This is a genomic window from Burkholderia sp. AU4i (assembly GCF_000466765.1).
Taxonomy (GTDB): domain Bacteria; phylum Pseudomonadota; class Gammaproteobacteria; order Burkholderiales; family Burkholderiaceae; genus Burkholderia; species Burkholderia cepacia.
The window spans coordinates 1-22,492 of record NZ_ASSI01000047.1; the positions used below are offsets into that span (position 1 = coordinate 1).

Here is a 22,492-nt window from a genome sequence, read left to right on the forward strand (position 1 = left end):
CGGCGTCGCCGCGTCCTGACCGGCCGGCGGGCCGGCGCGGTGGCGCGGTGGTGCAGGCCCGCCGGCGGCCGTCCGCCCGTCGGGCGTCAGGCGGTGCCGGCGCCTGCGATGCGGTCGAGGTCCGCGAGCGTATCGTCCGGCAGCACGAGGCCGGCCGCCGCGAGGTTCTCGCGCAGATGCGCGACCGACGACGTGCCGGGAATCAGCAGGATGTTCGGCGCGCGACGCAGCAGCCACGCGAGCGCGACCTGCATCGGCGTCGCGCCGACGCGCGCCGCCACGTCGGACAGTGTCGACGACTGCAGCGGCGAGAAGCCGCCGAGCGGAAAGTACGGCACATAGGCGATGCCGTCGCGGGCGAGCGCGTCGATCAGCGCGTCGTCGCCGCGATGGGCGACGTTGTAGTGGTTCTGCACGCACACGATGTCGCAAATCCGCCGGCCCTGCGCGACCTGCGCGGGCGTGACGTTGCTCAGGCCGACGTGGCGGACGAGCCCGCGCCGCTGCAGGTCGGCGAGCGTGCTCAGCGGCGCCTCGATCGATCCTTCTGCCGGCCCGTGCGGGTCGAACATGATGCGCAGGTTGACGACGTCGAGCACGTCGACTCCGAGGTTGCGCAGGTTGTCGTGTACGGCCCGTTCGAGTTCGGCGGGCGCGAAGGCGGGCAGCCACGATGCGTCGTCGCCGCGTCGCGCGCCGATCTTGGTGACGATCACGAGATCGTCGCGATACGGATGCAATGCGTCGCGAATCAGCCGGTTGGTCACGTGCGGGCCGTAGAAATCGCTGGTGTCGATATGGTCGACGCCGGACGCGACGGCTTCGCGCAATACGTTCAGGGCGGCGTCGCGGTCCTTCGGCGGGCCGAATACGCCCGGTCCCGCGAGCTGCATCGCGCCGTAGCCGATGCGTTTGACGTGGCGGTCGCCGAGCCAGAAGGCGGCGGTGTGTCGAATGTCGGACATGACTGTGCTCCTGTCGAAAGTGCGTCCAGCATAGGCATTGGCCGTCTGCGCGATAAGCCGTCATAATCCGCACGGGTTGTACGAAAAGGCGAACAATGCAAACCGATCTGGGCGACCTGAATGCGTTCATGGCAGTGGCGCGCGCCAGCGGCTTTCGCGACGCCGCGCGCATGACGGGCCTGAGCGCGTCGGGGCTGAGCGAGGCCGTGCGCCGGCTGGAAGCACGACTGGGCGTGCGCCTGCTGCACCGCACGACGCGCAGCGTCGTGCTCACCGAAGCCGGCGAGCGGCTGCTTCTGCGCCTCGGGCCCGCGCTCACCGAAGTGGAAGCGGCGCTCGACGGGGTCGGCGAATTCCGGGACAAGCCGGCCGGCACGCTGAAGCTCAACGTGCCGGTCAGCGCGGCCCGGCTCGTGCTGCCCGCGATCGTGCCGCGTTTCCTCGATGCGTACCCGGATATCCGGCTCGAAGTGATCGCCGACGAGAACTTCGTCGACGTGCTGGCGGCCGGGTGCGACGCCGGCATCCGCTATGACGAACGGCTCGAACAGGACATGATCGCGGTACCGATCGGCCCGCGCATCCAGCGCTTCGCGACCGCGGCCGCGCCCGGTTATCTCGACCGTCATGGCCGGCCGCGTCACCCGCGCGATTTGCTCGATCATCGCTGCGTGCGCGGACGCTTCGCGAGCGGCGCGATGCCGCCGTGGGAGTTCGAGCGCGACGGCGAGGTCGTGCGGGTCGAGCCGGCCCCCGGGCCGCTGCTGGTGCAGATCGGCGGCGCGACGGACCTGATGGTCGACGCGGCGATCGCCGGCACCGGGATCGTGCATCTGTTCGAAGACTGGCTGCGTCCGCATATGGACAGCGGCGCGCTCGAACCGGTGCTCGAACCGTGGTGGCGACCGTTTTCGGGGCCGTTTCTCTACTACCCGGGGCACCGCCTCGTGCCGCCGGCGCTGCGCGCGTTCATCGATTTCGTCAAGGCATCCTGAGTTTCGAAGGTGTCGCGCGTGCGCCGGATGCCCCCGCTCAGCGCATCGGCGCGTGTGCGTCGAGCAACTGCCGGTGGCGCGCGTCGGTTGCGTCGTCGGCGGGGAACATGCATTCCATGCGCAATTCCTGCGCGGCGGCGCTTTGCGGCGTACCCACCGTCGTGACCAGCGAGAAGTAGCGCAGCACGACGCCTTCATGCACGAAGCCGATCGGGATGACCGGCAGCGACGGCGCGGCGGCGGGGGCCGGCGGCGATGCCCGGTCGCTCGGCGCATCGGAGGTGGCGAGCAGGTCGTCGAGGAGCAGCCGCGTGTCGTCGTCGATCACGCGGCCGACCGATTCGCGATGCACGCGCTGCAGCAGGCTGCGCGATACCGTATCCCAGTCGGCGATGAACGGCCGCATGCCGTGCGGATCGAACATCAGGCGCAGCAGGTTGCGCGGGCCGTCGCGCGCGGCCATGTCGATGAAGCAGCCGAAAAAGCGCGGTACCGCGTCGTTGGTCATCAGCACGTTCCAGTGGCGGTCCATCACGATCGCCGGAAACGGCTCGTGCTGGTGCACGACCCGCTCCAGCGCGCGGATCACGCCGTGCATCTCCTGCGCATCCCACGGCGCTTCCGAATACACGGGCGCATAACCGGCCGCGAGCAGCAGCGCGTTGCGTTCGCGCAGCGGCACATCGAGCGTCTGCGCGAGCGTCAGCAGCGTGTCGCGGCCCGGCACGCTGCGCCCGCTTTCGATGAAGCTGATCTGGCGCTGCGAGATGCCCGCGTCGAGCGACAGGTCGAGCTGGCTCACGCCGCGCACGTCTCGCCAGTAGCGCAGCAACCGGCCCAGTTCGTGCGGCGGCGCGTGCCGATCGCGGCGGCTGGCGTTCATCGTGCCTCCGTGGGCGTTCCGTGAGCGACGCGAACGACTATATCGGACTCACGCGGCATGCGCATGCCACGCGAACGCGTCGAACGGCGCTTCGAGCGCGGGCCGCGTCACGCTGCCGACGTAGTTCGTGATCGTCGACGCGGCGACCACCGCGATCACTTCCAGCAACTGTTCATCGTTGAAGCCGGCGTCGAGGAACGACTGCCGGTCGGCATCGGCCAGGCGGCCGCGGGTGTCGATCAACTGGCGTGCCGTGGCCGACAGCGCGGCCAGTTGCGCGTCGCCGGGCAGGTTGCCGTGGCGGATCGCATCGACGTCGGCGTGGGTCACACCCTGTTTCAGCGCCAGCGCGGTATGGAATGCGACCGGCCACTCGCTCGCGTTCGTGACCGCGTTGGTGAGCAGGAGCGTCTGGATCTGCGGCTCGGTGAGGCTGCTTGCGTGCACGCGCTCGAACAGGCCGATGAAGCCGTTGATCAGCACCGGTGACGCGGCCATGGCCGCCGCGATGTTCGGGACCGTGCCGAAGGTGTGCTGGAGTTGCTGGAGCGCGGGCTTCGATTCAGCCGGTGCCGAGGCGAGGGTGTGAAGCGGGTAGGCGGACATGACGTCTCCGGGGCGATGAGCGCCGCCGGAATGGCGGCGCGACACCCGAAGCGTAGGAGCGGCCGTGTCGTGCGCCAATTACATGGGATGTAATCGTTCGATCGATGCGCGCGCGAGGCCGTTCGTCCCGCGAATCGCCTAGCCGCCTTGCCTGACCATCTCCGCCAGCGTCTTCATCGCCTGCAGGTACGGATACGGCCCGTGACTGATGCGGGCCACGCCGTAGTCCGCGAGTTCGGCCAATGTCGGCGTTTCCGCGACGCGCATCACGTTCACCGGCAGCGGCGATGCGGCCGTCAGCGCGCGAATGAGCGCCGGCGAGCGCAGCCCGGGCACGAAGAGCCCGTCGGCGCCGGCCGCCGCGTATGCGTGTGCGCGGGCCAGCGTGGCATCGAGCAGGCGCTCGTCGTGCGTGTCGGCCGGCGCCTTGAAGAACACGTCGGTGCGTGCATTGATGAAGTAGTCGGCGCCCGCGCGATCCGCAGCCTGCCGGGCTGCCGCGAGACGCGCAGCGGCGGCTTCGACGTCACGCAATTCGCCCGTCGCCGGAAAGCTGTCCTCGAGGTTGCAGCCGATCGCGCCGGCCTCGATGCTGAGCGCGATCGTTGCGGCGACATCTTCCGGCCGCTCGCCGTACCCGCTTTCGAGATCGACGGTGACGGGCAGGTCGGTCGCGCGCGTGATGCGCTCGAGCACGTCCATCATGAGCGCGCGCGGCATCTGCTCGCCGTCGACGAACCCGTTGGCCGCCGCGACCGACCAGCTGCCGGTTGCCAGCGCGACGGCGCCCGCGTCGGCCGCCGTGCGCGCGCTGCCGGCGTCCCACACGTTGAATAGCGCCAGCGGCTGGCCCGCGCGGTGAAGCGACCGGAAATACGCGCCTTTCTCGTTGCTGCTCATGTTTGTGTCTCCTTGTGGAAAACCGGGTCGGTCGTCGTGCCGAACGATACTGCCACCGAATCGAGCGCCGCGAGAAAGTCGCGTGCGTCGAACAGTTCGCCGAGGCTGCGCACGCCGCCTGACACGACGGTGCGGCCCGTCATCAGGCGCACGGCGGCTTCGACGATGATCGGTGCGCTGACCGCGTAGATGTCGCGCCCGGACGCGGTTGCGCGGTGCGTCGTGCCGCCCTGCACGACGATTGCGTCCATCGCGAACTGCTGCGCCGAGCGGCCCAGCGCGTCGGTCGGCTCGGGCGGCGGCGTGGCGGCATCGCGCACGTCGCGCAGCGCGAGCGTCGCGAGCCACGATTCGATCGTGTCGATGCGCAGGTGGCGCGAGAGCGTCATCACTTCCGAAAACGGCAGCAGCGTGACGTCGACCCGGCCGATCGGCGGCGGGAACGGCCATGCGCGTTCGCGTGGGGTCGACGGCACCGGCGTCGGTTTCCCGTCCTTCTGCACGAGCCGCACCGCGCGGTTGCGTTCGCCCGTCACGCGCGTGCCGCGCGTCGGGTGCCAGCGGTCGAGCCCGGTCGCGATATCGACGCGCTCGATCGGCAGGTTCCTGTCCACGACGGCCGTGACGAGCAGGTCGGCCAGGCCGCCGTAGAACGCCGCGGCCGGCACGACGGTCACGCCCGCGGCGCGTGCCCGGGCATCGCAGTGTTCGGCCAGCGCCAGCACCGACGGCTGCTCGGCCGTCAGGTCGAGATAGGGGATGCCGGCCCGCAGTGCGGCATCGGCCAGCGGCAGCGCGGTATCGAGATACGGCCCCGCGCAGTTGATCACGGTATCCGCGCCGCGCAGCGCGGTGTCGAGCGCGGCCGGATCGTCGATCGCGGCGACGCGCGCGAGCGACGCTTCGCCGCCGCCTTCCGCGAGCCGCGCCGCATCGCGGCCGATGCGGATCGCGCGCAGGCCACGCCGTGCCAGCTCGGCGACGACAAACCGCCCGGTATGACCCGTGGCGCCATAGACTGCAACCGTCATTCGATCGTCCATGATCAACTCCGATACAGAACGGTCTGTTTTATAGTACAGACCTGTATCGTCGTCAATCCTGCGGTGCTATGATCGGCTCACTGTTGCGGCAAGGGCGGCCAGCACGGCCGGGTCGGGATGAAAAAGGAAACAGGTACACCAGGGAACGCGCCCGATACGCGCGAACGCATTCTGCAAACGGCCAGCGAGCTGTTCTACCGGGAGGGCACGCGCGCGGTCGGCGTGGACCTGATCGTCGCGCAGGCGGGTGTGGCGAAGACGAGCCTCTATCGTCACTTCGCGACGAAGGACGACTTGATCGAAGCGTTCCTGCTGCGCGAGGACGCCGATTTCTGGGCGCATTGGGATGCGGTGGCCGCGCGGTACCGTCGCACGCCGCGCGAGGAACTGGATGCGCAGCTGCAATGGATCGGTGAACGCATCGCGCGCCCTGGCTATCGCGGTTGCCCGCAGATCAACATCGCCGCCGAATACGCGGACGGCAATCATCCGGCCCGCAAGGTGGCCGTCGCGCACAAGCAGGAGCTGCGGCGCCGGCTGACCGAGCTGGCGGGCGCGATGGGCGTCGACGAACCGGAAACCTTCGCGCTGCGGCTCGCGACCGTCATCGACGGCGCGCTGAGCAGCGGGCACGCGCTGCATGCGCACGGGCCCGTGGCCTTCCTGCAGGAATTCGCCCGACTGCTGTTGCCGAAGAAGGGCCGGAAGCCGGCCGGCCTGCCGCGGTAAGTCGCGCGCCGGTTCCGTTCAGCCGCGTGCGGCCGGATCGACGGACAGCACACGCAACTGGCCGCGCAACTGATCGACTTCCCCCGGTGCGAACGGCCGTTCGATCTCGGCATGCGTCTGCTGCCACAGCGGAAATGCCTCGGCCAGCAGGTCGTGGCCGGCCTGCGTCAGTTCGAGCAGACGGCTGCGCCGGTCGTCCGGGTCCTGCGCGATCGTGACGAGGCCGCGCCGCTCGAGCGGTTTGAGCGCGGCCGTGAGCGTGGTGCGATCCATCGCGAGCAGCGAGGCGACCGATTTCATCGGCGCCGGCTGCGGCCGGTTCAGCGACATCAGCAGCGAAAACTGGCCGTTGGTGAGGTCCAGCGGGCGCAGCACATCGTCGAAGATCCGCGCAAGATTACGCGCCGCGCGCTGCATGTGCAGGCACAGGCAGCAATCGCGCACCATCAGCGTCGTTTCGAAAGGGAGCTTTTCTTTTCGTGCCATGTTGCAATTGTGTTGATATCAACCTATCGTGTCAAGGTCGAGGCGCGGCAGTCCGTCGTGCCCGTCACCGGAGGAGGCGGCATGAGTGCTCAACAGCAGTTGTATCTCGCGGTATTTCTCGGCGCCAAGGATAGCCCGGCCATGAAGGCCTGGCTGGCGCTGCCGGAAGACGAACGGCGCACGCGCGAGCGCGACGGTATCGCCGCGTGGCATGCCTGGGTCGACCGCAATCGCGACGCGATCGTCGAGATGGGCGGGCCGCTCGGCAAGACGAAGACGATCGATGCGGCCGGCGTCACCGACACGTCGAACGCGATGAGCGGCTTTACCGTCGTGCGGGCGGTGTCGCACGATGCGGCGGCCGCCCTGTTCGAAGGCCATCCGCATTTCACGCTGTTCCCGGGCGTGGCGATCGACGTGATGCCGGTGCTGGCGATTCCCGGCGCGTAAACGACGCGCCGACGCGCGAGGCCAGGCGTTGCGGATCGGCGAAGCGCCGTGGCCGGCATGCGGACATTTCCGACATTCTGGATGGAGACTGGCGATGAAGCTTTACGGATTTGCCGGCACCCGCTCGCAACGCGCGCTGTGGGGGCTGAAGGAGCTGGATGCCGACTTCGAGTTCGTCTCGGTGAACCTGCTCCAGGGCGAGCACAAGCGGCCCGAATTCCTGCGCCTCAATCCGGCCGGCAAGGTGCCCGTGCTGGTGGACGGCGACCTCGTGATTCCCGAATCGGCCGCGATCGTGCTGTATCTCGCGGACAAGTACCCGGAGAAGGCGCTGCTGCCGGTCGATCCGGCGCTGCGCGCGCAGGCCTACCGGTGGGTGATGTTCGCGGTGACGGAGCTCGAGCAGCCGCTGTGGCGGATCACGCGGCATTCGTTCCTGTATCCGCCGGAGAAGCGCTCGCCGGCCGACATCGAGCTGGCGCGCGACGATTTCAGGACGATGGCCGCGATTCTGGACAAGCATCTGGAAGGGCGCGAGTTCATCGTCGGCGACACGCTGACGGTGGCCGACTGCGTGACGGCTTACCTGATCGACTGGGCCGGCGAGTGCAACCTGATCGAATCGTTCCCGCAGCTGCGGGCGTACCTCGAACGGTTGTATGCGCGGCCGAACGCGCCGCAGCGGATCGCGGACGCGCGCAAGGCGGCGTGAGCGTGCGGCGGCCGGCCGTTCCATTTGCGCAGCGGGCGAGTGCCTGTCATCAGCAAGTCATGGCGGTAATGCGTGCGTCGCGCACGCGGCGCACGCAGGCGCTTGCGCTCACGCTACGTCGTCAGGCCCGCCGAGTGCGCGACACAGCATCGACAGGTCGTTGAGCGTCAGGTGCGGCGCGGCGGCCTGTTGCTGCACGCGTTCCGGTTCCGGATGCGGGTCGCGAACCACCCACGCTGCCTGAAGCCCCGCGTTCAATGCACCGACGATATCGAGGTGATAGTCGTCCCCGACGTGCAGCAGTTCCGCCGGCTGCACGTCGAGCGTTTCCGCCGCCGCATGGAAGATCCCGGGCTCCGGCTTCGCGACCCCGAACGCCTGCGCGCTGAGCGTCGCACGAAAGTATTCGCCGCCGCCGGTCATCCGGAGGTCGGCGTTGCCGTTGGTCACCGCGATCAATGGAAACCGCGCACTCAGCCACGCGAGCGCCGGCAACGCATCGTCATAGAATTCGACCCGGTTGCGCGCGACAAAGAACGCCGCGTACGCGTGCTCGGCGAGTGCGACATCCTCGTTCGCACGCTCCAGCGCAAGCCGGATCGATCCGATCCTCATCGCACGGAAATCGCCGGCGAGCCCGGGGCACAATCGTTCGTATTCCTCACGCAATCCGCTCAACGCCTGCTGCGTGGACAGCACACGCGCGGTACCGGGCGCGTGCTCGATCAACCATGCGTGAAGCGCCGCTTCGGCCCGTACGACAGCCGGCCCGAACGGCCACAGGGTGTCGTCCAGGTCGAACGAGAGGGCGGAAACTTTGGCGAGACGCATGGCGGTTGACGAGAGGGTTTCGTTTACCACGGCCACGGAATGGAGATGCCGGTGCCGTTTTCGAGGGCCTGTCGATACAGGAAGCGGGCGACGGTCAGGTCCTGAAGCGCCAGCCCGGTCATGTCGAAGACGGTGATCTCGTGCGGCGCGCGGTCGACCGACGCGGTTCCGGCGAGGATGTCACCGATTTCCGTGCGTGGCAAATCCGGCGCCCACTGGCACTCGCCGATGCTGCGCGCCTGATCGTGATCGTCCACGACGATGCGCGCGCGTTCCAGCACGCCGGCCGGAAGCTCGCGCTTGCCGGCCGTGTCGGCGCCGACGCAGGTCAGGTGGGTGCCCGGCCGAACCGCATCCGCATCGAACAGCGCGCCGCCGCCCGGCGTGGCCGTGATGACCACGTCGCTATCGGCCACCGCGTCGTTCCGGTCGCGTGCCACGCCGATCGTGCATCGCTCCCGGAACGCCGATTCGAACCCCGGGTCGGGCTCGCCGCTGACGTTCACGTACCGCACCGTGCAGCGTTGCGGCAGCAGCCCGAGCGCGTAGTCGAGCTGGACGCGCGCCTGCACGCCCGTGCCGAACACGCAGATTCGCGTGCTGTCGCGCCGCGCGAGCAGTTGCAGCCCGAGGCCGCCGGCGGCACCGGTTCGCGCGGTGGTGATCGCATTGCCGTCCATGATGCACAGCGGGCGGCCCGTGGCCGGATCGAACAGCGCGACGGTGGCCTGATGCGGTTCGCCGCCGAGCGCCCGGTTGCCGGGCCAGAACCCGGCCGCCTTGAAGCCGAGCAGCGCCTGGCGCGCGACGTCGCCCGACTTGATCCCGAATACGCCGCCCGTGTGCAGCTTCTCGCGAACCACCGGAAACACGCGTCCGGCCCGTTGACTGTGCAGCACGAAGGCTTCGCGAACCGCGGCCGTCACTTGCGCGGCCTCGAGGGCGGGTTCGACGGCATCGCGGTCGAGAAGCAGGAGTCGGGCGTCTGTCGGCATGTTCGGGCAAGCGCTTTCGGCGCAACGCAAAACGAGGGTGTTTAAATTTTGTCCAGATTTGGACAAATAGTCAATGTTTCCGAGAAACGTTGCAGGCGCGCGGTTCGGCTCACCACCCGTAGAAGCGCGGCCACGCCTGTGCGCTGCCGTCGTCGCCGATCGCCTGATACTCGGGATGTTGCGCACCGGTGGCGCACGCGTGATTCGGCAGGATGCGCAGGCGGGTGCCGATCGGAAACCGTTGCGCGATGCCGGAGTCGGGTGCGCCCGTGCGCGACACGATCCCGTGTTCCTGGTTGGCGGCGCTCATCACGTAGCCGCCGAGCACGTCGCCGTGTTCGGTGCACACCTGCCCGTAGCCGAAATCGCGCGCCTGACGCTGCGTGCCGCGGTCGCGGCTCATCGCCATCCAGCCTGCGTCGACGATCGCCCAGCCTTTCTCTTCCTGGTGCCCGATGACGGTGGTCAGCACCGACAGCGCGATGTCGGACAGGTCGCACACGCCGATGTTGTGCATCACGAGGTCGAACATCACGTACACGCCGGCACGCACCTCGGTGACGCCGTCGAGGTGTCGCGCCGCGAGCGCGGTGGGTGTCGAGCCGATACTCACGACCGGGCAGGGCAGCCCGGCGGCCCGGAGGCGTTCCGCCGCGCGCACGGTGCGGCTGCGCTCCTGTTCGGCGATGGCCGCCAGCGCTTCGGGCGTGCTGTAGTCGTAGCTGGAGCCCGCATGCGCCAGCACGCCGCCGAGCACCATCCCGCCGTCGACGAGCGCGCGGCCCACGTCGATCAGCAGGCCGGCGTCGGGCGGGATCCCCGAGCGGTGGCCGTCGACGTCGACCTCGATCCACACTTCGAAGCGCTCGCCATGCGCGCGCCCGAATTCGGCGATCGCGTGTGCGGCGGGCAGGCTGTCCGTGACCAGCTTCAGGTCGCAGCCCTGCCGGCGCAGCGCGAGCGCCTGGCCGAGCTTCGCGGGCACCATGCCGACCGCGTAGACGATGTCGCGGATACCGTGCGCGAAAAACTGTTCGGCTTCCTTGAGCGTCGACACCGTGACGCCTTGCGCGCCCGCGGCGATCTGGGCATCGACGACATGCGTGCATTTGGTGGTCTTGACGTGCGGCCGGAACCGCACGCCGAGCGCGTCCAGATGTGCCTGCATGCGGCCGATGTTGTGACGCATGCGGCCGACGTCGATCAGGGCGGCCGGGGTGTTGAGGGTTTGAAGGTCCACGATGTGTTGCCTCGGAAGGTTGCCGATGCGAACACTGTAGGGGCGTCGACGGGCCGCGTGTTTAACGCAACGCTAATACGGTATTAAACACGGTTTAATCGTCCGGATCGCGTGAGCCCGAGCCCGAGCCCGAGCTCGAGCTCGGCGCAACTCATGCCTTGCCGCGCCACGGCGGCGGGCTCAGCAACCGCGTCGCGGCTTCGAGGAAGACCCGTTGCCGCGCGGAGCGGCCGGTGCGCGACGGCAACAGCGCCGTGACCGGCGCGGGCGGCAGGTGCCAGTCGGGCAGCAACCGGACGAGCCTGCCGTTCGCGAGCAGCGGCGCGACGTCCCACTCGGAGCGCTCGACGATCCCGAGCCCGGCCAGCGCCCATTCGGTGATGACGGTGCCGTCGTTGGAGGACAGCGCGCCGGTGACGCGGATCACGGCGGACCGGCGTGGGGCACCCTTGACGTCGCCGCCTGACGAGAAGCGCCATCGCGGGATGTCCTCGTCGTTCTCGCGCAGGCACAGGCAGTCGTATCGGGCCAGGTCGGACGGATGGTTCAATGCCTTGATGCGACGCGCATAGGCAGGGCTCGCGCACAGAAATCGCTCGTTGGGCGCAAGCGGATAGCCGATCCACGACGACGACTTGAGGCTGCCGACGTGCACGACCACGTCGGCCCCCGACGCGCTGGTCAACGGGCTGTCCGACAGGTGGAGTGCGATGTCGAGTTTCGGGTGTGCACGCTGCAGGTCGCGCACGATCCGCGCGACGTACTTTCGCCCGAAGCCGAGCGGGGCGACGACGCGCAGCGTGCCCTGCACGTCGCCGTGGTCGCCCGCGATGCTGACCGGCAGCGCCTCCACGCGCTCGAGAATGCCGACGGCTTCCTGGTACAGCCGTTGCCCTTCCTCGGTCAACGCGACCCCTTTCGGCTGCCGCACCGCGAGCCTGGCGTTCAGGCGCGCTTCCATCCGCTGCAGGCGAATCGTGACCGCGGGCGGCGTGAGATCGAGCAGCCGGGCGGCGGAGGCCAGCGAGCGCGACGTACCGATCGCGCGTACGAGCCGAAGGTCGTCGAGGTCGAGCATTTCGTGTCTCTTAATGTGAACGATGCAGGGCATTAAACCGCATATCACGCGTCGTAGCCATCGGAGCGGCGGCGCGGGCGACGTCGCCGGTATCGACGGCTTAAAGAACGGTCGCGTCGCGCCGATATAGAGACGACGTCCGGCTTTCTGTGCAACGTGTCCAGACCAGCACGGTGCATGCCGTGGAAGGCCGAGACCTATTCCAACGAAAAAATGGAGCCTCTCACCTTATGAAGTCCGTCTTTACCCGTCCCCTGGCAGGCCGCCTCGCAATCGTCGTCGCGGCCGCTTCGCTCGCCGCGTGCGGCGCGACGAACCCGCTTCAACAGGCCGGCCAGGGGATCATGGGCGCGCTGACGTCCGACGCGGGCCGGACCGACGTGTCGAGCCAGAAGCCCGTCGTCCTGAAGATTCCGAACGATCCCGGCATCCAGCCACGCAAGGTCGCGCCGTATTCGACGGTCATCGTCCGCGATGTCGGCTACGACAGCCGCAGCGTGCAGGTCATCGCGAACGCGCAGTACTACCGGCTTCGCTTCGAGAACCTGACGCCCGGATCGTTCGTCGTCCATGCGCGCACGGACAACGGGGTCGCCGGGTCGGGCGTGAAGTACGACGTCAACTTCAACGTGCAGGAATCGCCGAAGGGTTATCAGGTCGCGTTTCAGCCGATGACGCGCAATGCCTATCAGCAGGGGCTGATCGGCAAGTTTCCGGTGCCGAACTTCAACGACGCGGACCTGCGCACGCAGTTGACGTCGCTGCAAATCGTCTACCGCTTCGAGGTGGATTCGCCGTACAACTCGGAATCGGTGACCGCGAACTTCATGCGTCTCGCGCGTCCGATGACCGCGCGGCAGGGCTGGGCCGATCCCGTGACGGGCAAGATCTACAGCAGCTACTTCGTGTCCACGCTGCATGGTCGCGACATGACGTATGTCACGCAGGTGTATCCGTACCACAACGGGTCGAAGGCGGTGATCACGGCGGTGATCACCGGCGTCGAAACCGCGCCGGACACGGTCGACTTCGGCGTGCTGATCAACGATGCGCGCCACATGCTCGAGAACATCGCGAAGTCCTGATCGTGTGCCCCGGGGCTGCGCGCCGCGTCACGCGCGCAGCCCGACAATCAGCGACCGATGCGCGGCGACCCCGGCCATCACGCCCGACGCCGACGCGAACGTCGCGTTGCTCATCGGCGTCGACGCGTCGCCGGCCGCGAACACGCCGGCGACGCTTGTCTCTTTCCCCGCATCGACGCGCACGACGGGGCCGAGCGGCCCGTCGTCGAATGCACAGCCGAGCTGCTGCGCGAGATCGCTCGCCATTGCCGTACGCGCGCCGACGAACAGCGCATCGACCGGCACGACCTGCCCGTCGGCGAGCCGCAACGCTTCGATACGCGGCGCGTCGCCCAGGATTTCAACGACCGGCGAGCGCTCGATGCGAACGCCGCGCGCGTCGAGCAACGCGGCTTCTTCGTGGTTCGCCTCGACCACGCCTTGCGTGAACCACGTCGTCGGACCCCAGTCCGGAATCAGGATCGCCTGGTGCACGGACAGCGGATGCGTGGCGAGCACGCCGAGCCGGCGGCCGCTCACCTCGTACCCATGGCAGTACGGACAATGCAGCACGCTGACGCCCCAGCGTTCGGCGAGCCCCGGCAGCGCGGGCAGTTCGTCGCGGATGCCGGTCGCGAGGATCAGCCGGTCGGCGCTGGCCCGGCTGCCGTCGGCCAGCGTCACGTGGAAACGGCCGTCCGCATCGCGTTCGGCCGTGCGCGCGTCGCCTGCGATCCGCCGCACGGTCGGATACGCGGCGAGTTGCGCGGCGGCTTCCTCGACGATCTGCGCGGGCGGCTTGCCGTCCTGCCCGAAAAAGCCGTGCGCGTGCGCGGCAAAGCGGTTGCGAGGCCGGCCGGCGTCGATCACGAGCACGCGGCGGCGCGCCCGCGCAAGCTGCATCGCGGCCGACAGCCCCGCAAAGCTGCCGCCGATCACGATCACTTCATGATGGTCATGCATGCACCCGCTCCTTTCCTGAACCTGCGTGAATGAAGGACGTGTTCCGATGGCGGCCAACTCATGAAACACGAGAAGTTGCATGATAGGGCGATGGTATCATTCACGCAACTTCAAAAGTTTCGAGAGAGGGGCGCCGCCAGTGAGAACCGATAGCCGTTTGTCGCGCATGCTGCACGTGCTGATCCACATGGACCAGGCCGACGGCCCGCTGACGTCGGAGACGATCGCGACGATGCTGGGTACGAACCCGGTGGTCGTGCGACGCCTGCTCGGCGGTTTGCGCGACCACGGCTACGTGCAGTCGGAGAAGGGGCATGGCGGCGGGTGGGCGCTGAGTGTCGCGCTCGACGACATCACGCTGCTCGACGTCTATGGCGCGGTGGGCGAGCCGCCGCTGTTCTCCGATCTCGTCACCGACGACGAGGCCGAATGCCTGGTCGAGCAGGCCGTCAACGCGCACCTGTCGGCCACGCTGAAGGAGGCCGAGACGACGCTGCTCGCCCGCTTCGGCGAAGTCACGCTCGGCATGCTGTCGCGCGATTTCGAAGCGAAGGCGGCCCGGCGGCGCAAGCCGCGCTGACGCGCCGCAGCATCGCGGCCGGACACGGCCGCCGTGCGCGCCGGCGCGGCCGAAACCGTCGCGTCGCGATGTTCTGTCCCCCAACTTCTGCCCGGTTCGCCCGCCACAGGGCAAAATACGGGTTTTCCGCACCCGCGAGGGCGCGACCGAATCACGCGCCGGGCGGCGGCAGTGCGCAATCCGCACGCCGCCGCCGGGCGCCCAGGCAAGATCGCTCGCCGTGTCGCGAGCCCACAGGAGTCCAGACCTCATGCCCGAATCCAACCTGTCCTTCTTCGGCCGGCTGTCGCTTGCCGTCGGTACGTTCTTCTCCGTGCTCGGCAACCGCGAGTTCGCGGCCGGCGTGCTGCGCGTGCGCGACGGCGCCCCGGCGCCGGTCGCGCCGACCCCGGCCCCGGCTGCCGCGCCCGTCGCGCCGGCCCCCGCGCCCGTGAAGGCGCCTGCCCCCGAACTGCGCGAAGCGAGCCCGCAGGCCGCGCTGCAACTGCTCGGCCTGCTGCAGCGCGATGCGCGCTTCATCGACTTCGTCGAGGAAGACATCGCCGGTTACGCGGACGCCGAGATCGGCGCAGCCGCGCGCCTCGTGCACGACGGCTGCCGTGCCGCACTGCGCGAACACTTCACGATCGTGCCGGTGCGCGACGAAGCCGAGGGCAGCCGCGTGACGCTGCCGGCCGGTTTCGATGCGACGGCCGTGCGCGTGACCGGCAACGTGGTCGGCGCCGCGCCGTTCACGGGCACGGTCAGCCATCGCGGCTGGCGGGTGGCCGACGTGCGCCTGCCGAAGCTGACGGGCAGCCACGACGCCTCGGTCGTCGCACCGGCGGAGGTGGAACTGTGAGCGATCCGCGTTATTCGATCGGTATCGATCTCGGTACGACCCACTGCGCGCTGTCGTATGTCGACAGCGCCGCGAGCGACGGCGAAACCATCACGCAGCAGGTGCTGCCGATCGCGCAGCTCACCGCGCCCGGCGCGCTGGAGTCGCGCGACCTGCTGCCGTCGTTCCTCTACCTGCCGCATGAAAGCGAACTCACGCAGGGCGACCTGACGCTGCCGTGGACGGCCTCGCGCGCCTTCGCCGTCGGCGAGATGGCGCGCACGCGCGGCGCCGGCACGCCGATCCGCCTCGTGTCGAGCGCGAAGAGCTGGCTGTGCCACCCGGGCGTCGATCGCCGCGCGGCGATCCTGCCGAGCGATGCGCCGCCGGAAGTGTCGCGCGTGTCGCCGCTGGAAAGCTCGATCCGCTACCTGACGCACCTGCGCGAAGCGTGGGACCACGCGCATCCCGACGCGCCGTTCGCCGACCAGGACGTGACGGTCACGATCCCCGCGTCGTTCGACCCGGCCGCGCGCGAGCTGACGGCCGAGGCCGCCCGCGCCGCCGGCTATTCGCGGATGACGCTGCTCGAGGAGCCGCAGGCTGCGCTCTACAGCTGGATCCAGAAGAGCCAGGGCGGCTGGCGCAAGCAGGTGCAGATCGGCGACCTGATCCTGTGCGTCGACGTCGGCGGCGGCACGACCGACCTGTCGCTGATCGCGGTGGTCGAGCGCGACGGCAATCTCGAACTGCATCGCGTGGCGGTCGGCGAGCACATCCTGCTCGGCGGCGACAACATGGACCTCGCGCTCGCGCACGTGGTCGCGCGCAAGCTCGCGCAGCAGGGCACGCAGGCCGATCCGTGGCAGCTGCGGGCGCTCACGTACGCATGCCGTTCCGCGAAGGAAACGCTGCTGTCCGATCCGTCGACCGACGCGGTGCCGCTCGTCGTGCCGAGCCGCGGCTCGAAGCTGATCGGCGGGTCGATCCGCACGGAGCTCACGCGCGCGGAACTCACGCAGACGATCCTCGAAGGCTTCTTCCCGCAGGTCGACGCAGCCGCGCGCCCGGTGAGCCGCGCACGCGTCGGCCTGACGCAGCTCGGCCTGCCGTATGCGCAGGATGCGGGCATCACGCGCCATCTCGCGGCGTTCCTCGGCCGCCAGGTCGCGGCGCTCGACTCGCTCGAGGGCCTGCAGCGCACGCTGCCGCAGGGCGCGACGTTCCTGCACCCGACCGCCGTGCTGTTCAACGGCGGCGTGTTCAAGTCGACGCTGCTCACGCAGCGCGTGCTCGATACGCTCAACAACTGGCTCGCCGCCGAAGGCGCGCCGCCCGCGCGCCTGCTCGAAGGCGCGGATCTCGATCTCGCGGTCGCGCGCGGCGCCGCGTACTACGGCTACGTGAAGCGCGGCCGTGGCGTGCGCATTCGCGGCGGCACGGCGCGTGCGTACTACGTCGCGATCGAATCGGCGATGCCCGCGGTGCCGGGGCTCGAGCCGCCGGTGCAGGCGCTGTGCGTCGCGCCGTTCGGGATGGAGGAAGGCTCGGACGCGGCGCTGCCGCCGCAGGAGTTCGGCCTCGTCGTCGGCGAACCGGTGCAGTTCCGCTTCTTCGGTTCGTCGGTGCGCCGCCAGGACCAGGTCGGCACGCTGCTCGACTACTGGTCGCCGGAAGAACTGCAGGAGCTCGAGGAAATCCAGGCGACGCTGCCGGCCGAAGGGCGCACCGTCGGCGAGGTCGTGCCCGTGAAGCTGCATGCACGCGTGACCGAAGCCGGCACGCTCGAACTCGAGGCGATCCCGAGCGGCACGAACGAGCGCTGGAAGGTCGAGTTCGACGTGCGCGGCGCCGCCTGAGCGCGATGAAGCGCTATACGGTCGGGATCGACCTCGGCACGAGCAATACGGTCGTCGCTTACGTCGAGGCCGGTTCCGATGCGATCCGCGTGTTCGACGTCGAGCAGCTGGTCGGCCCCGGCGCGGTGGCCGCGCAGCCGCTGCTGCCGTCGGTGCGCTATCACCCGGCGGCGGGCGAGCTGCCGCCGGACACGTTGCGGCTGCCGTGGGCGGCCGCCGCGAAGGCAAACGCAAACGCGGCCGGCGATCCGCCGGCCGTGATCGGCCGCTACGCGCGCACGCTCGGCGCGCAGGTGCCGGGCCGGCTCGTCACGAGCGCGAAGAGCTGGCTGTCGCACGCGTCGGTCGACCGGCTCGCGGCGATCCTGCCGTGGGGCGCGGCCGACGGTGTCGAGAAGGTGTCGCCGGTCGACGCGAGCGCGAGTTATCTCGCGCACGTGCGCGATGCGTGGGACGCGCGTTTCCCCGATGCGCCGCTCGCGAAGCAGGACGTGATCCTGACGGTGCCCGCGTCGTTCGACGACGGCGCGCGCGCACTGACGGTCGAGGCCGCGCGACGCGCGAAGCTGCCCGCGCTGCGGCTGCTGGAAGAGCCGCAGGCCGCGTTCTACGACTGGCTGTACGGCCAGCGCGACACGCTGCGCGACACGTTTGCCGCCGCGCGGCGCGTGCTGATCTGCGACGTTGGCGGCGGCACGACCGACCTCACGCTCGTCGATGTCGCGCCGGGCGACGACGGCGAGCCCACCTTCACGCGCGTCGGCGTCGGCAACCACCTGATGCTCGGCGGCGACAACATGGACCTCGCGCTCGCGCGCCTGGTCGAGACGCGGCTGACCGAGCCCGGCACGCGGCTGTCGGCCGCGAGCCTGTCGCAGCTCGTCGAGCGCTGCCGCGCGGCGAAGGAACGGCTGCTCGGCGACGATGCGCCCGCGTCGGTCACCGTCACGCTGCTCGGCGCGGGCAGCAGGCTCGTCGGCGGCGCGCGTTCGGCCGAGCTGACGCGGCAGGAAGTCGAGCAGATCGTCGTCGACGGGTTCTTCCCGCAGGTCGAAGCCGGCGAGCTGCCGCGCCGTGCGCGCGCCGCGATCGTCGAATTCGGTCTGCCGTATGCGAGCGACGCGGCCGTCACGCGGCATGTCGCCGCGTTCCTGCAGCGCCACGCGGAAGGCCCGCTACCCGACACGCTGCTGCTCAACGGCGGCGTATTCCGCGCGGGCGCGCTCGCCGGCCGTCTTGCGCAGACGCTCGGCGCATGGCGCGGCGCGCCGCTCGACGTGCTGCACAACGCGCATCCGGACGTGGCCGTCGCACGCGGCGCGGTCGCGTACGGGCTCGCGCGTGCCGGGCATGCGCCGCGCATCGGCGGCGGGTCCGCGCGCAGCTATTTCCTCGTGCTCGACGACGGCGCGGCCGATTCCGCCGCACGCGGCGTCTGCCTGCTGCCGCGCGGTGCGGAAGAGGGCCGCGAGATCCGGCTCGACGATCGCACGTTCGCGTTGCAGCTCGGACAGCCGGTGCGTTTTCACTTGATGTCGACCGTGGCCGAGACCCCGTACCGGCCCGGCGATCTCGTCGATCTCGACGGCGGCGATTTCGTGCGGCTGCCGCCGATCGCGACGGTCGTCGACGCGAAGGCGGGCGGCGACGCGCGCGAAACGCCGGTGAAGCTCACCGCGTCGCTGACCGAGGTCGGCACGCTCGAGATGCATTGCATCGCGACCGACGATGCGGCGCGCCGCTGGAAGCTCGAATTCCAGTTGCGCGGCGATGCGCCGTTGCACGGCGACGACGCCGCGCCCGCGCGACATCCGCGGCTTGATCAGGCGATCGAGCTGATCGAGCGCTCGTTCGGCAGCAAGGCTGCAGGTGTCACGCCGAAAGACACGCGCCGGTTGCGCGCGCAACTCGAACAGGTGCTCGGCGCGCGTGAAGCGTGGGACGTCGCGCTCGCGCGTGAGCTGTTCGACGCGCTGCTCGCGCGCGCCCGCCGCCGCCGCCGCTCGGCCGATCACGAGCGTGCGTGGCTGAACCTTGCCGGGTATTGCCTGCGTCCGGGTTTCGGTCATCCGCTCGATGCCTGGCGCATCGAGCAGCTGTGGCCGCTGTTCGACGACGGGATCCAGTACGTGACCGACGGGCAGGTGTGGTCGGAGTGGTGGACGCTGTGGCGTCGCGTGGCCGGCGGCCTCGACGACGATGCGCAGACGCAGGTGCGCGACGCGATCGCGTTCCTCGAACCGTCCGACGACAAGCGGCGCAAGCTGCCGTTCGATCCGGGCAAGGTCGGCCCGGCGGACATGACGCGGCTGTCCGCGTCGCTCGAACGGCTGCCCGTCGAGCGCAAGGTCGAACTGGCCGAACGCCTGATCGCGCAATTGCAGAAGCCTGCCGAGCGTGCGCTGTGCGCGTGGGCGCTCGGGCGCATCGGTGCGCGCCGGCCGTTTTACGGCAGTGCGCACAGCGTCGTGCCGGCGGAAGTCGCCGGTGGCTGGCTCGATGCGCTGTTCGCGCTCGACTGGAAACAGGTCGAGCCGGCCGCGTTTGCCGCTGCGCAGATTGCGCGGATGACCGGAGACCGTTCGCGCGATTTGCCGGACGTGACGCGCGACGCGGTAATCAAGCGCCTGTCGGCTGCGAACGCTTCGCCGGCGTGGATCGACATGGTGCGCGAAGCGATCGCGTTCGACGAAGCCGATACGGTACGCGTGTTCGGCGAGACGCTGCCGGCCGGGTTGAAGTTGCTGGCGGGGTGAGCGGCGCGGTGACGCGACGGTATCGTCGGGATACCTGAGCATGCCGTCGATACTCACGGATTCGACGACCTTGAAAAAACGGCTGCCGATGCATCGGCAGCCGTTTTCGTTAGTACGGATCGTGCGGCGGTCAGACCGGCGCCATCGCTTCACGCAACGATGCGGCCGACTCCACCGCGATCGCGTCCGGCGCAACGGCCCGCCGCGCGAGATGAATCCCCGCGAGCATGCAGCGCACCGACCCGCCGGCCAGCTCGATCGTCGGCACATCGAGCGGCAGCAGCCGCGCGGAGCGCTCGATCACCGTGCGCTGGTCGCGCGTGAGGCAATCGAACGCGCGCCGCGACAGCGCGAGCACACGCCCGTCCTTGCCCGACAATTCCAGCGTATTGCCCGCGAAATTCGCGATCTGCGATGGATCGAGCGCGATCACCGCGCGCCCCGTTTCGGTCAGGCGTTGCGCGATTTCTCCGCGACGCCGGCTGTCGGCGATCAGGTCGAGGCCCACCATCGCGAATTCGGTGGCGACGCTCATCATCACGTTCGTGTGATAGATCGCGCGCCCGTCGGCATCGGCCGTGTCGAAGCAGATCGGCTCGAAATTGAAATGCGTGCAGAAGCGTTCGAGCGCGACCGGATCGGCGCGGCGCGAGCGCGCGGTGTAAGCGATCCGCGCGACGTGGTCGAGCACCATCGCGCCGGTGCCTTCGAGGAACACGTCGTCGTATTCGAGGCCCGAGTAGTCGATCACGTCCTGCACGCGATATTCGGCCTTCAGCATCTCGATCACGTCCGCGCGCCGCTCGCGGCGGCGGTTCGGGCTGTACATCGGATACAGCGCGATATGGCCGCCCGGATGCGTCGAGAACCAGTTGTTCGGGAATACGGAGTCGGGCGTGTCGCGCTCGCCGTGGTCGTCGAATACGTGCACGCGCACGCCCGCATCGGCGAGCGTCTGCGCGGCGGCCGTGACTTCGTCGCGCGCGGCGGCCGATACCGACGGCAGGTCGGGCGTGCCGTTGCCGGCCGTGCGCTGGAAGGCGTTGTCGGCCGCGGTCTGCGGGTTCGGCAGGAAGCGGTGCGGCCGGATCATCACGACGGCGGCCGGCGCCTGGATCGATACGAGATTCATGACAGGCAGGAGCGAAGGGCAGAAAACGGGCGGCGCACCGGCCGCCCGGGCATCACGGTCAGCGCGCGAACGCGGCGACGGCTTCGGTCACGTATGCCGCGTGACCCTGCGCGATCGCGGCCGGATCGTCGATCAGCGCGAACAGGTTCTTCGGGTCGACGGCCGGCGGAATCAGCGCGATCTCGACGCCCGCGTTGTGCTGCTGCGCGAGCGCATACAGGTAGCGCAGCGCCGAATAATCCTCGAGCGCGAAGCCGACCGAGTCGAACACCGTGACTTCGTCCGCGCGTTCGCGGCCGGCCGTCTCGCGTTGCAGCACGCGCCACAGCTCGGTGACGGGGAAGTCGGCCGGCATCTGCTGGATCTCGCCCTCGATGCGCGACTGCGGCTCGAATTCGACGAACACGCGGCCCGCATGCAGCACGCCTGCTTCGAGCTCGGTCTTGCCCGGGCAATCGCCGCCCACGGCGTTCAGGTGCATGCCGGGCTCGATCATGTCGGCCGTGACGATCGTCGCGTATGCCTTGTCGGCGGTGACGGTCGTCACGATGTCGGCGCCGCGCACGGCGTCGACGGTCGATGCGGCACGCACGACGCGCAGTGCCGGGTACGCGGCGAGGTTCCGCACGAGCTTGTCGGTCGCGCGCGGATCGACGTCGAACACGCGGATTTCGTCGATGCCGAGCAGCGTGTGGAACGCGATCGCCTGGAATTCGCTCTGCGCGCCGTTGCCGATCAGCGCCATCGTGCGCGCGTCGGGGCGGGCGAGTACCTGTGCGGCGAGCACCGACGTGGCGGCCGTGCGCAGCGCGGTGGTGAGCGTGAGTTCGGCGAGCAGCAGCGGGTAGCCGGTGTCGACTTCGGCGAGCGCGCCGAACGCCATCACCGTGTGCATCCCGCGCGCGGCGTTGACGGGGTGGCCGTTCACGTACTTGAACGCGAACAGCGACGCGTTCGCGACGGGCATCAGTTCGATCACGCCGTCGCGCGAGTGACACGCGACGCGCGGCGACTTGTCGAAGTCGGCCCAGCGCAGGTAATCGGCGCGCAGCGTGTCGACGAGTTCGCGCAGGAACGTCGTGACGCCGGTGCTGGCGATCAGTCGGGCGGTGGCGGGAACGTCGAGGAAGCGGGTCATGCGTCTGTCTCCAAATTCTCAGTGCCGGTACGGATGTCCCTGGCGTTCTGGTCGACCGGGCGGTGCTTCGGCGCGGCTCGGGCTTGTATGGAAAGCGGCGGCGCGGCGTGTCCGGCCGGTCGATACGTCATTATTTCCGCGAGTCGAGCCAACAAAAAGACAGCAAAAGTGGCAGATTTATCGATAGACTTGGCAGAATGCCAATCCGATCTGGCACTTTGACAGGTTTCGCTGGCGCAGAATGCGCAGCCTCCGGCACGCTGGCGG

Annotated in this window: 22 protein-coding genes; 9 read left to right on the forward strand and 13 right to left on the reverse strand. The window is 69.3% G+C overall.

The window, feature by feature from the left end; genetic code table 11:
* Window positions 1-86: 86 nt before the first annotated feature.
* Window positions 87-965, reverse strand: coding sequence for an aldo/keto reductase family oxidoreductase (locus L810_RS10575; RefSeq protein ID WP_021158356.1), 879 nt, complete (start codon window positions 963-965; stop codon window positions 87-89).
* Between the two features lie 95 nt (window positions 966-1,060).
* On the opposite strand from L810_RS10575, the gene L810_RS10580 reads away from it, so the two are divergent.
* Window positions 1,061-1,960: a LysR family transcriptional regulator gene (locus L810_RS10580; RefSeq protein WP_021158357.1), complete on the forward strand. Its 900-nt coding sequence runs from the start codon at window positions 1,061-1,063 to the stop codon at window positions 1,958-1,960.
* A gap of 37 nt (window positions 1,961-1,997) precedes the next feature.
* On the opposite strand, the gene L810_RS10585 is transcribed toward L810_RS10580, so the two are convergent.
* The 4 genes from L810_RS10585 to L810_RS10600 form a co-directional block, all read right to left on the reverse strand.
* On the reverse strand, window positions 1,998-2,843 hold the full coding sequence (locus L810_RS10585) for a helix-turn-helix domain-containing protein (RefSeq protein WP_021158358.1): 846 nt from the start codon (window positions 2,841-2,843) through the stop codon (window positions 1,998-2,000).
* Window positions 2,844-2,891: 48 nt separating this feature from the next.
* Window positions 2,892-3,449 (reverse strand): carboxymuconolactone decarboxylase family protein, encoded by a 558-nt coding sequence (locus tag L810_RS10590; protein WP_021158359.1) that lies wholly within the window; start codon window positions 3,447-3,449, stop codon window positions 2,892-2,894.
* Between the two features lie 138 nt (window positions 3,450-3,587).
* On the reverse strand, window positions 3,588-4,349 hold the full coding sequence (locus L810_RS10595; RefSeq protein ID WP_021158360.1) for an isocitrate lyase/PEP mutase family protein: 762 nt from the start codon (window positions 4,347-4,349) through the stop codon (window positions 3,588-3,590).
* A complete protein-coding gene (locus L810_RS10600) occupies window positions 4,346-5,392 on the reverse strand; it encodes a saccharopine dehydrogenase family protein (protein WP_021158361.1) in 1,047 nt (348 codons plus the stop codon). Before L810_RS10600 ends, L810_RS10595 begins: the two co-directional genes overlap by 4 nt.
* 117 nt (window positions 5,393-5,509) lie before the next feature.
* Here L810_RS10600 and L810_RS10605 point away from each other — a divergent pair, with 117 nt between their 5' ends.
* Window positions 5,510-6,121, forward strand: a complete 612-nt coding sequence (locus L810_RS10605) for a TetR/AcrR family transcriptional regulator (protein ID WP_021158362.1) — start codon at window positions 5,510-5,512, stop codon at window positions 6,119-6,121.
* Window positions 6,122-6,139: 18 nt separating this feature from the next.
* Here the strand turns inward: L810_RS10605 and L810_RS10610 are convergent, their stop codons facing one another.
* Window positions 6,140-6,607: a MarR family winged helix-turn-helix transcriptional regulator gene (locus L810_RS10610; RefSeq protein ID WP_021158363.1), complete on the reverse strand. Its 468-nt coding sequence runs from the start codon at window positions 6,605-6,607 to the stop codon at window positions 6,140-6,142.
* 81 nt (window positions 6,608-6,688) lie between these two features.
* Here L810_RS10610 and L810_RS10615 point away from each other — a divergent pair, with 81 nt between their 5' ends.
* Both L810_RS10615 and L810_RS10620 read left to right on the forward strand, forming a co-directional pair.
* A complete protein-coding gene (locus tag L810_RS10615; RefSeq protein WP_021158364.1) occupies window positions 6,689-7,057 on the forward strand; it encodes a hypothetical protein in 369 nt (122 codons plus the stop codon).
* A gap of 94 nt (window positions 7,058-7,151) precedes the next feature.
* Window positions 7,152-7,769, forward strand: coding sequence for a glutathione S-transferase family protein (locus tag L810_RS10620; RefSeq protein ID WP_021158365.1), 618 nt, complete (start codon window positions 7,152-7,154; stop codon window positions 7,767-7,769).
* 108 nt (window positions 7,770-7,877) lie between these two features.
* Here L810_RS10620 and L810_RS10625 read toward each other — a convergent pair whose 3' ends face one another.
* From L810_RS10625 to L810_RS10640, 4 genes are all read right to left on the reverse strand, one after another.
* On the reverse strand, window positions 7,878-8,600 hold the full coding sequence (locus L810_RS10625; RefSeq protein WP_042974015.1) for an HAD family hydrolase: 723 nt from the start codon (window positions 8,598-8,600) through the stop codon (window positions 7,878-7,880).
* 23 nt (window positions 8,601-8,623) lie between these two features.
* A complete protein-coding gene (locus tag L810_RS10630; RefSeq protein WP_042974016.1) occupies window positions 8,624-9,595 on the reverse strand; it encodes an ornithine cyclodeaminase family protein in 972 nt (323 codons plus the stop codon).
* A gap of 109 nt (window positions 9,596-9,704) precedes the next feature.
* Window positions 9,705-10,835 (reverse strand): DSD1 family PLP-dependent enzyme, encoded by a 1,131-nt coding sequence (locus L810_RS10635; RefSeq protein ID WP_021158369.1) that lies wholly within the window; start codon window positions 10,833-10,835, stop codon window positions 9,705-9,707.
* 151 nt (window positions 10,836-10,986) lie between these two features.
* Window positions 10,987-11,913 (reverse strand): LysR family transcriptional regulator, encoded by a 927-nt coding sequence (locus L810_RS10640; RefSeq protein ID WP_021158370.1) that lies wholly within the window; start codon window positions 11,911-11,913, stop codon window positions 10,987-10,989.
* 230 nt (window positions 11,914-12,143) lie between these two features.
* On the opposite strand from L810_RS10640, the gene L810_RS43925 reads away from it, so the two are divergent.
* Entirely contained in the window at window positions 12,144-12,998 is an 855-nt protein-coding gene (locus tag L810_RS43925; RefSeq protein WP_021158371.1) for a hypothetical protein, read from the forward strand.
* 27 nt (window positions 12,999-13,025) lie between these two features.
* Here L810_RS43925 and L810_RS10650 read toward each other — a convergent pair whose 3' ends face one another.
* Complete coding sequence (locus L810_RS10650; protein WP_042974023.1) at window positions 13,026-13,940, reverse strand: NAD(P)/FAD-dependent oxidoreductase; 915 nt, start codon at window positions 13,938-13,940, stop codon at window positions 13,026-13,028.
* 139 nt (window positions 13,941-14,079) lie between these two features.
* On the opposite strand from L810_RS10650, the gene L810_RS10655 reads away from it, so the two are divergent.
* The 4 genes from L810_RS10655 to L810_RS10670 all read left to right on the forward strand — a co-directional run bounded on the left by L810_RS10655 (window position 14,080) and on the right by L810_RS10670 (window position 19,955).
* Complete coding sequence (locus L810_RS10655) at window positions 14,080-14,520, forward strand: Rrf2 family transcriptional regulator (protein ID WP_042974024.1); 441 nt, start codon at window positions 14,080-14,082, stop codon at window positions 14,518-14,520.
* Window positions 14,521-14,770: 250 nt separating this feature from the next.
* A complete protein-coding gene (locus L810_RS10660) occupies window positions 14,771-15,361 on the forward strand; it encodes a DUF2760 domain-containing protein (protein ID WP_021158373.1) in 591 nt (196 codons plus the stop codon).
* On the forward strand, window positions 15,358-17,199 hold the full coding sequence (locus L810_RS10665; RefSeq protein WP_021158374.1) for an Hsp70 family protein: 1,842 nt from the start codon (window positions 15,358-15,360) through the stop codon (window positions 17,197-17,199). Before L810_RS10660 ends, L810_RS10665 begins: the two co-directional genes overlap by 4 nt.
* A gap of 5 nt (window positions 17,200-17,204) precedes the next feature.
* Window positions 17,205-19,955: an Hsp70 family protein gene (locus L810_RS10670; protein WP_021158375.1), complete on the forward strand. Its 2,751-nt coding sequence runs from the start codon at window positions 17,205-17,207 to the stop codon at window positions 19,953-19,955.
* A gap of 130 nt (window positions 19,956-20,085) precedes the next feature.
* Here the strand turns inward: L810_RS10670 and ctlX are convergent, their stop codons facing one another.
* Both ctlX and L810_RS10680 read right to left on the reverse strand, forming a co-directional pair.
* Complete coding sequence (gene ctlX / locus L810_RS10675; RefSeq protein WP_021158376.1) at window positions 20,086-21,087, reverse strand: citrulline utilization hydrolase CtlX; 1,002 nt, start codon at window positions 21,085-21,087, stop codon at window positions 20,086-20,088.
* A gap of 58 nt (window positions 21,088-21,145) precedes the next feature.
* A complete protein-coding gene (locus L810_RS10680; RefSeq protein ID WP_042974026.1) occupies window positions 21,146-22,225 on the reverse strand; it encodes an ornithine cyclodeaminase in 1,080 nt (359 codons plus the stop codon).
* Window positions 22,226-22,492: the final 267 nt, after the last annotated feature.

Excerpts from the sequence above, each read along its gene's own strand:
- L810_RS10575 (WP_021158356.1), bottom strand. The coding sequence starts at position 965 with ATGTCCGACATTCGACACACCGCCGCCTTCTGGCTCGGCGACCGCCAC.
- L810_RS10580 (WP_021158357.1), top strand. The coding sequence starts at position 1,061 with ATGCAAACCGATCTGGGCGACCTGAATGCGTTCATGGCAGTGGCGCGC.
- L810_RS10585 (WP_021158358.1), bottom strand. The coding sequence starts at position 2,843 with ATGAACGCCAGCCGCCGCGATCGGCACGCGCCGCCGCACGAACTGGGC.
- L810_RS10590 (WP_021158359.1), bottom strand. The coding sequence starts at position 3,449 with ATGTCCGCCTACCCGCTTCACACCCTCGCCTCGGCACCGGCTGAATCG.
- L810_RS10595 (WP_021158360.1), bottom strand. The coding sequence starts at position 4,349 with ATGAGCAGCAACGAGAAAGGCGCGTATTTCCGGTCGCTTCACCGCGCG.
- L810_RS10600 (WP_021158361.1), bottom strand. The coding sequence starts at position 5,392 with ATGGACGATCGAATGACGGTTGCAGTCTATGGCGCCACGGGTCATACC.
- L810_RS10605 (WP_021158362.1), top strand. The coding sequence starts at position 5,510 with ATGAAAAAGGAAACAGGTACACCAGGGAACGCGCCCGATACGCGCGAA.
- L810_RS10610 (WP_021158363.1), bottom strand. The coding sequence starts at position 6,607 with ATGGCACGAAAAGAAAAGCTCCCTTTCGAAACGACGCTGATGGTGCGC.
- L810_RS10615 (WP_021158364.1), top strand. The coding sequence starts at position 6,689 with ATGAGTGCTCAACAGCAGTTGTATCTCGCGGTATTTCTCGGCGCCAAG.
- L810_RS10620 (WP_021158365.1), top strand. The coding sequence starts at position 7,152 with ATGAAGCTTTACGGATTTGCCGGCACCCGCTCGCAACGCGCGCTGTGG.
- L810_RS10625 (WP_042974015.1), bottom strand. The coding sequence starts at position 8,600 with ATGCGTCTCGCCAAAGTTTCCGCCCTCTCGTTCGACCTGGACGACACC.
- L810_RS10630 (WP_042974016.1), bottom strand. The coding sequence starts at position 9,595 with ATGCCGACAGACGCCCGACTCCTGCTTCTCGACCGCGATGCCGTCGAA.
- L810_RS10640 (WP_021158370.1), bottom strand. The coding sequence starts at position 11,913 with ATGCTCGACCTCGACGACCTTCGGCTCGTACGCGCGATCGGTACGTCG.
- L810_RS43925 (WP_021158371.1), top strand. The coding sequence starts at position 12,144 with ATGAAGTCCGTCTTTACCCGTCCCCTGGCAGGCCGCCTCGCAATCGTC.
- L810_RS10650 (WP_042974023.1), bottom strand. The coding sequence starts at position 13,940 with ATGCATGACCATCATGAAGTGATCGTGATCGGCGGCAGCTTTGCGGGG.
- L810_RS10660 (WP_021158373.1), top strand. The coding sequence starts at position 14,771 with ATGCCCGAATCCAACCTGTCCTTCTTCGGCCGGCTGTCGCTTGCCGTC.
- L810_RS10670 (WP_021158375.1), top strand. The coding sequence starts at position 17,205 with ATGAAGCGCTATACGGTCGGGATCGACCTCGGCACGAGCAATACGGTC.
- ctlX (WP_021158376.1), bottom strand. The coding sequence starts at position 21,087 with ATGAATCTCGTATCGATCCAGGCGCCGGCCGCCGTCGTGATGATCCGG.
- L810_RS10680 (WP_042974026.1), bottom strand. The coding sequence starts at position 22,225 with ATGACCCGCTTCCTCGACGTTCCCGCCACCGCCCGACTGATCGCCAGC.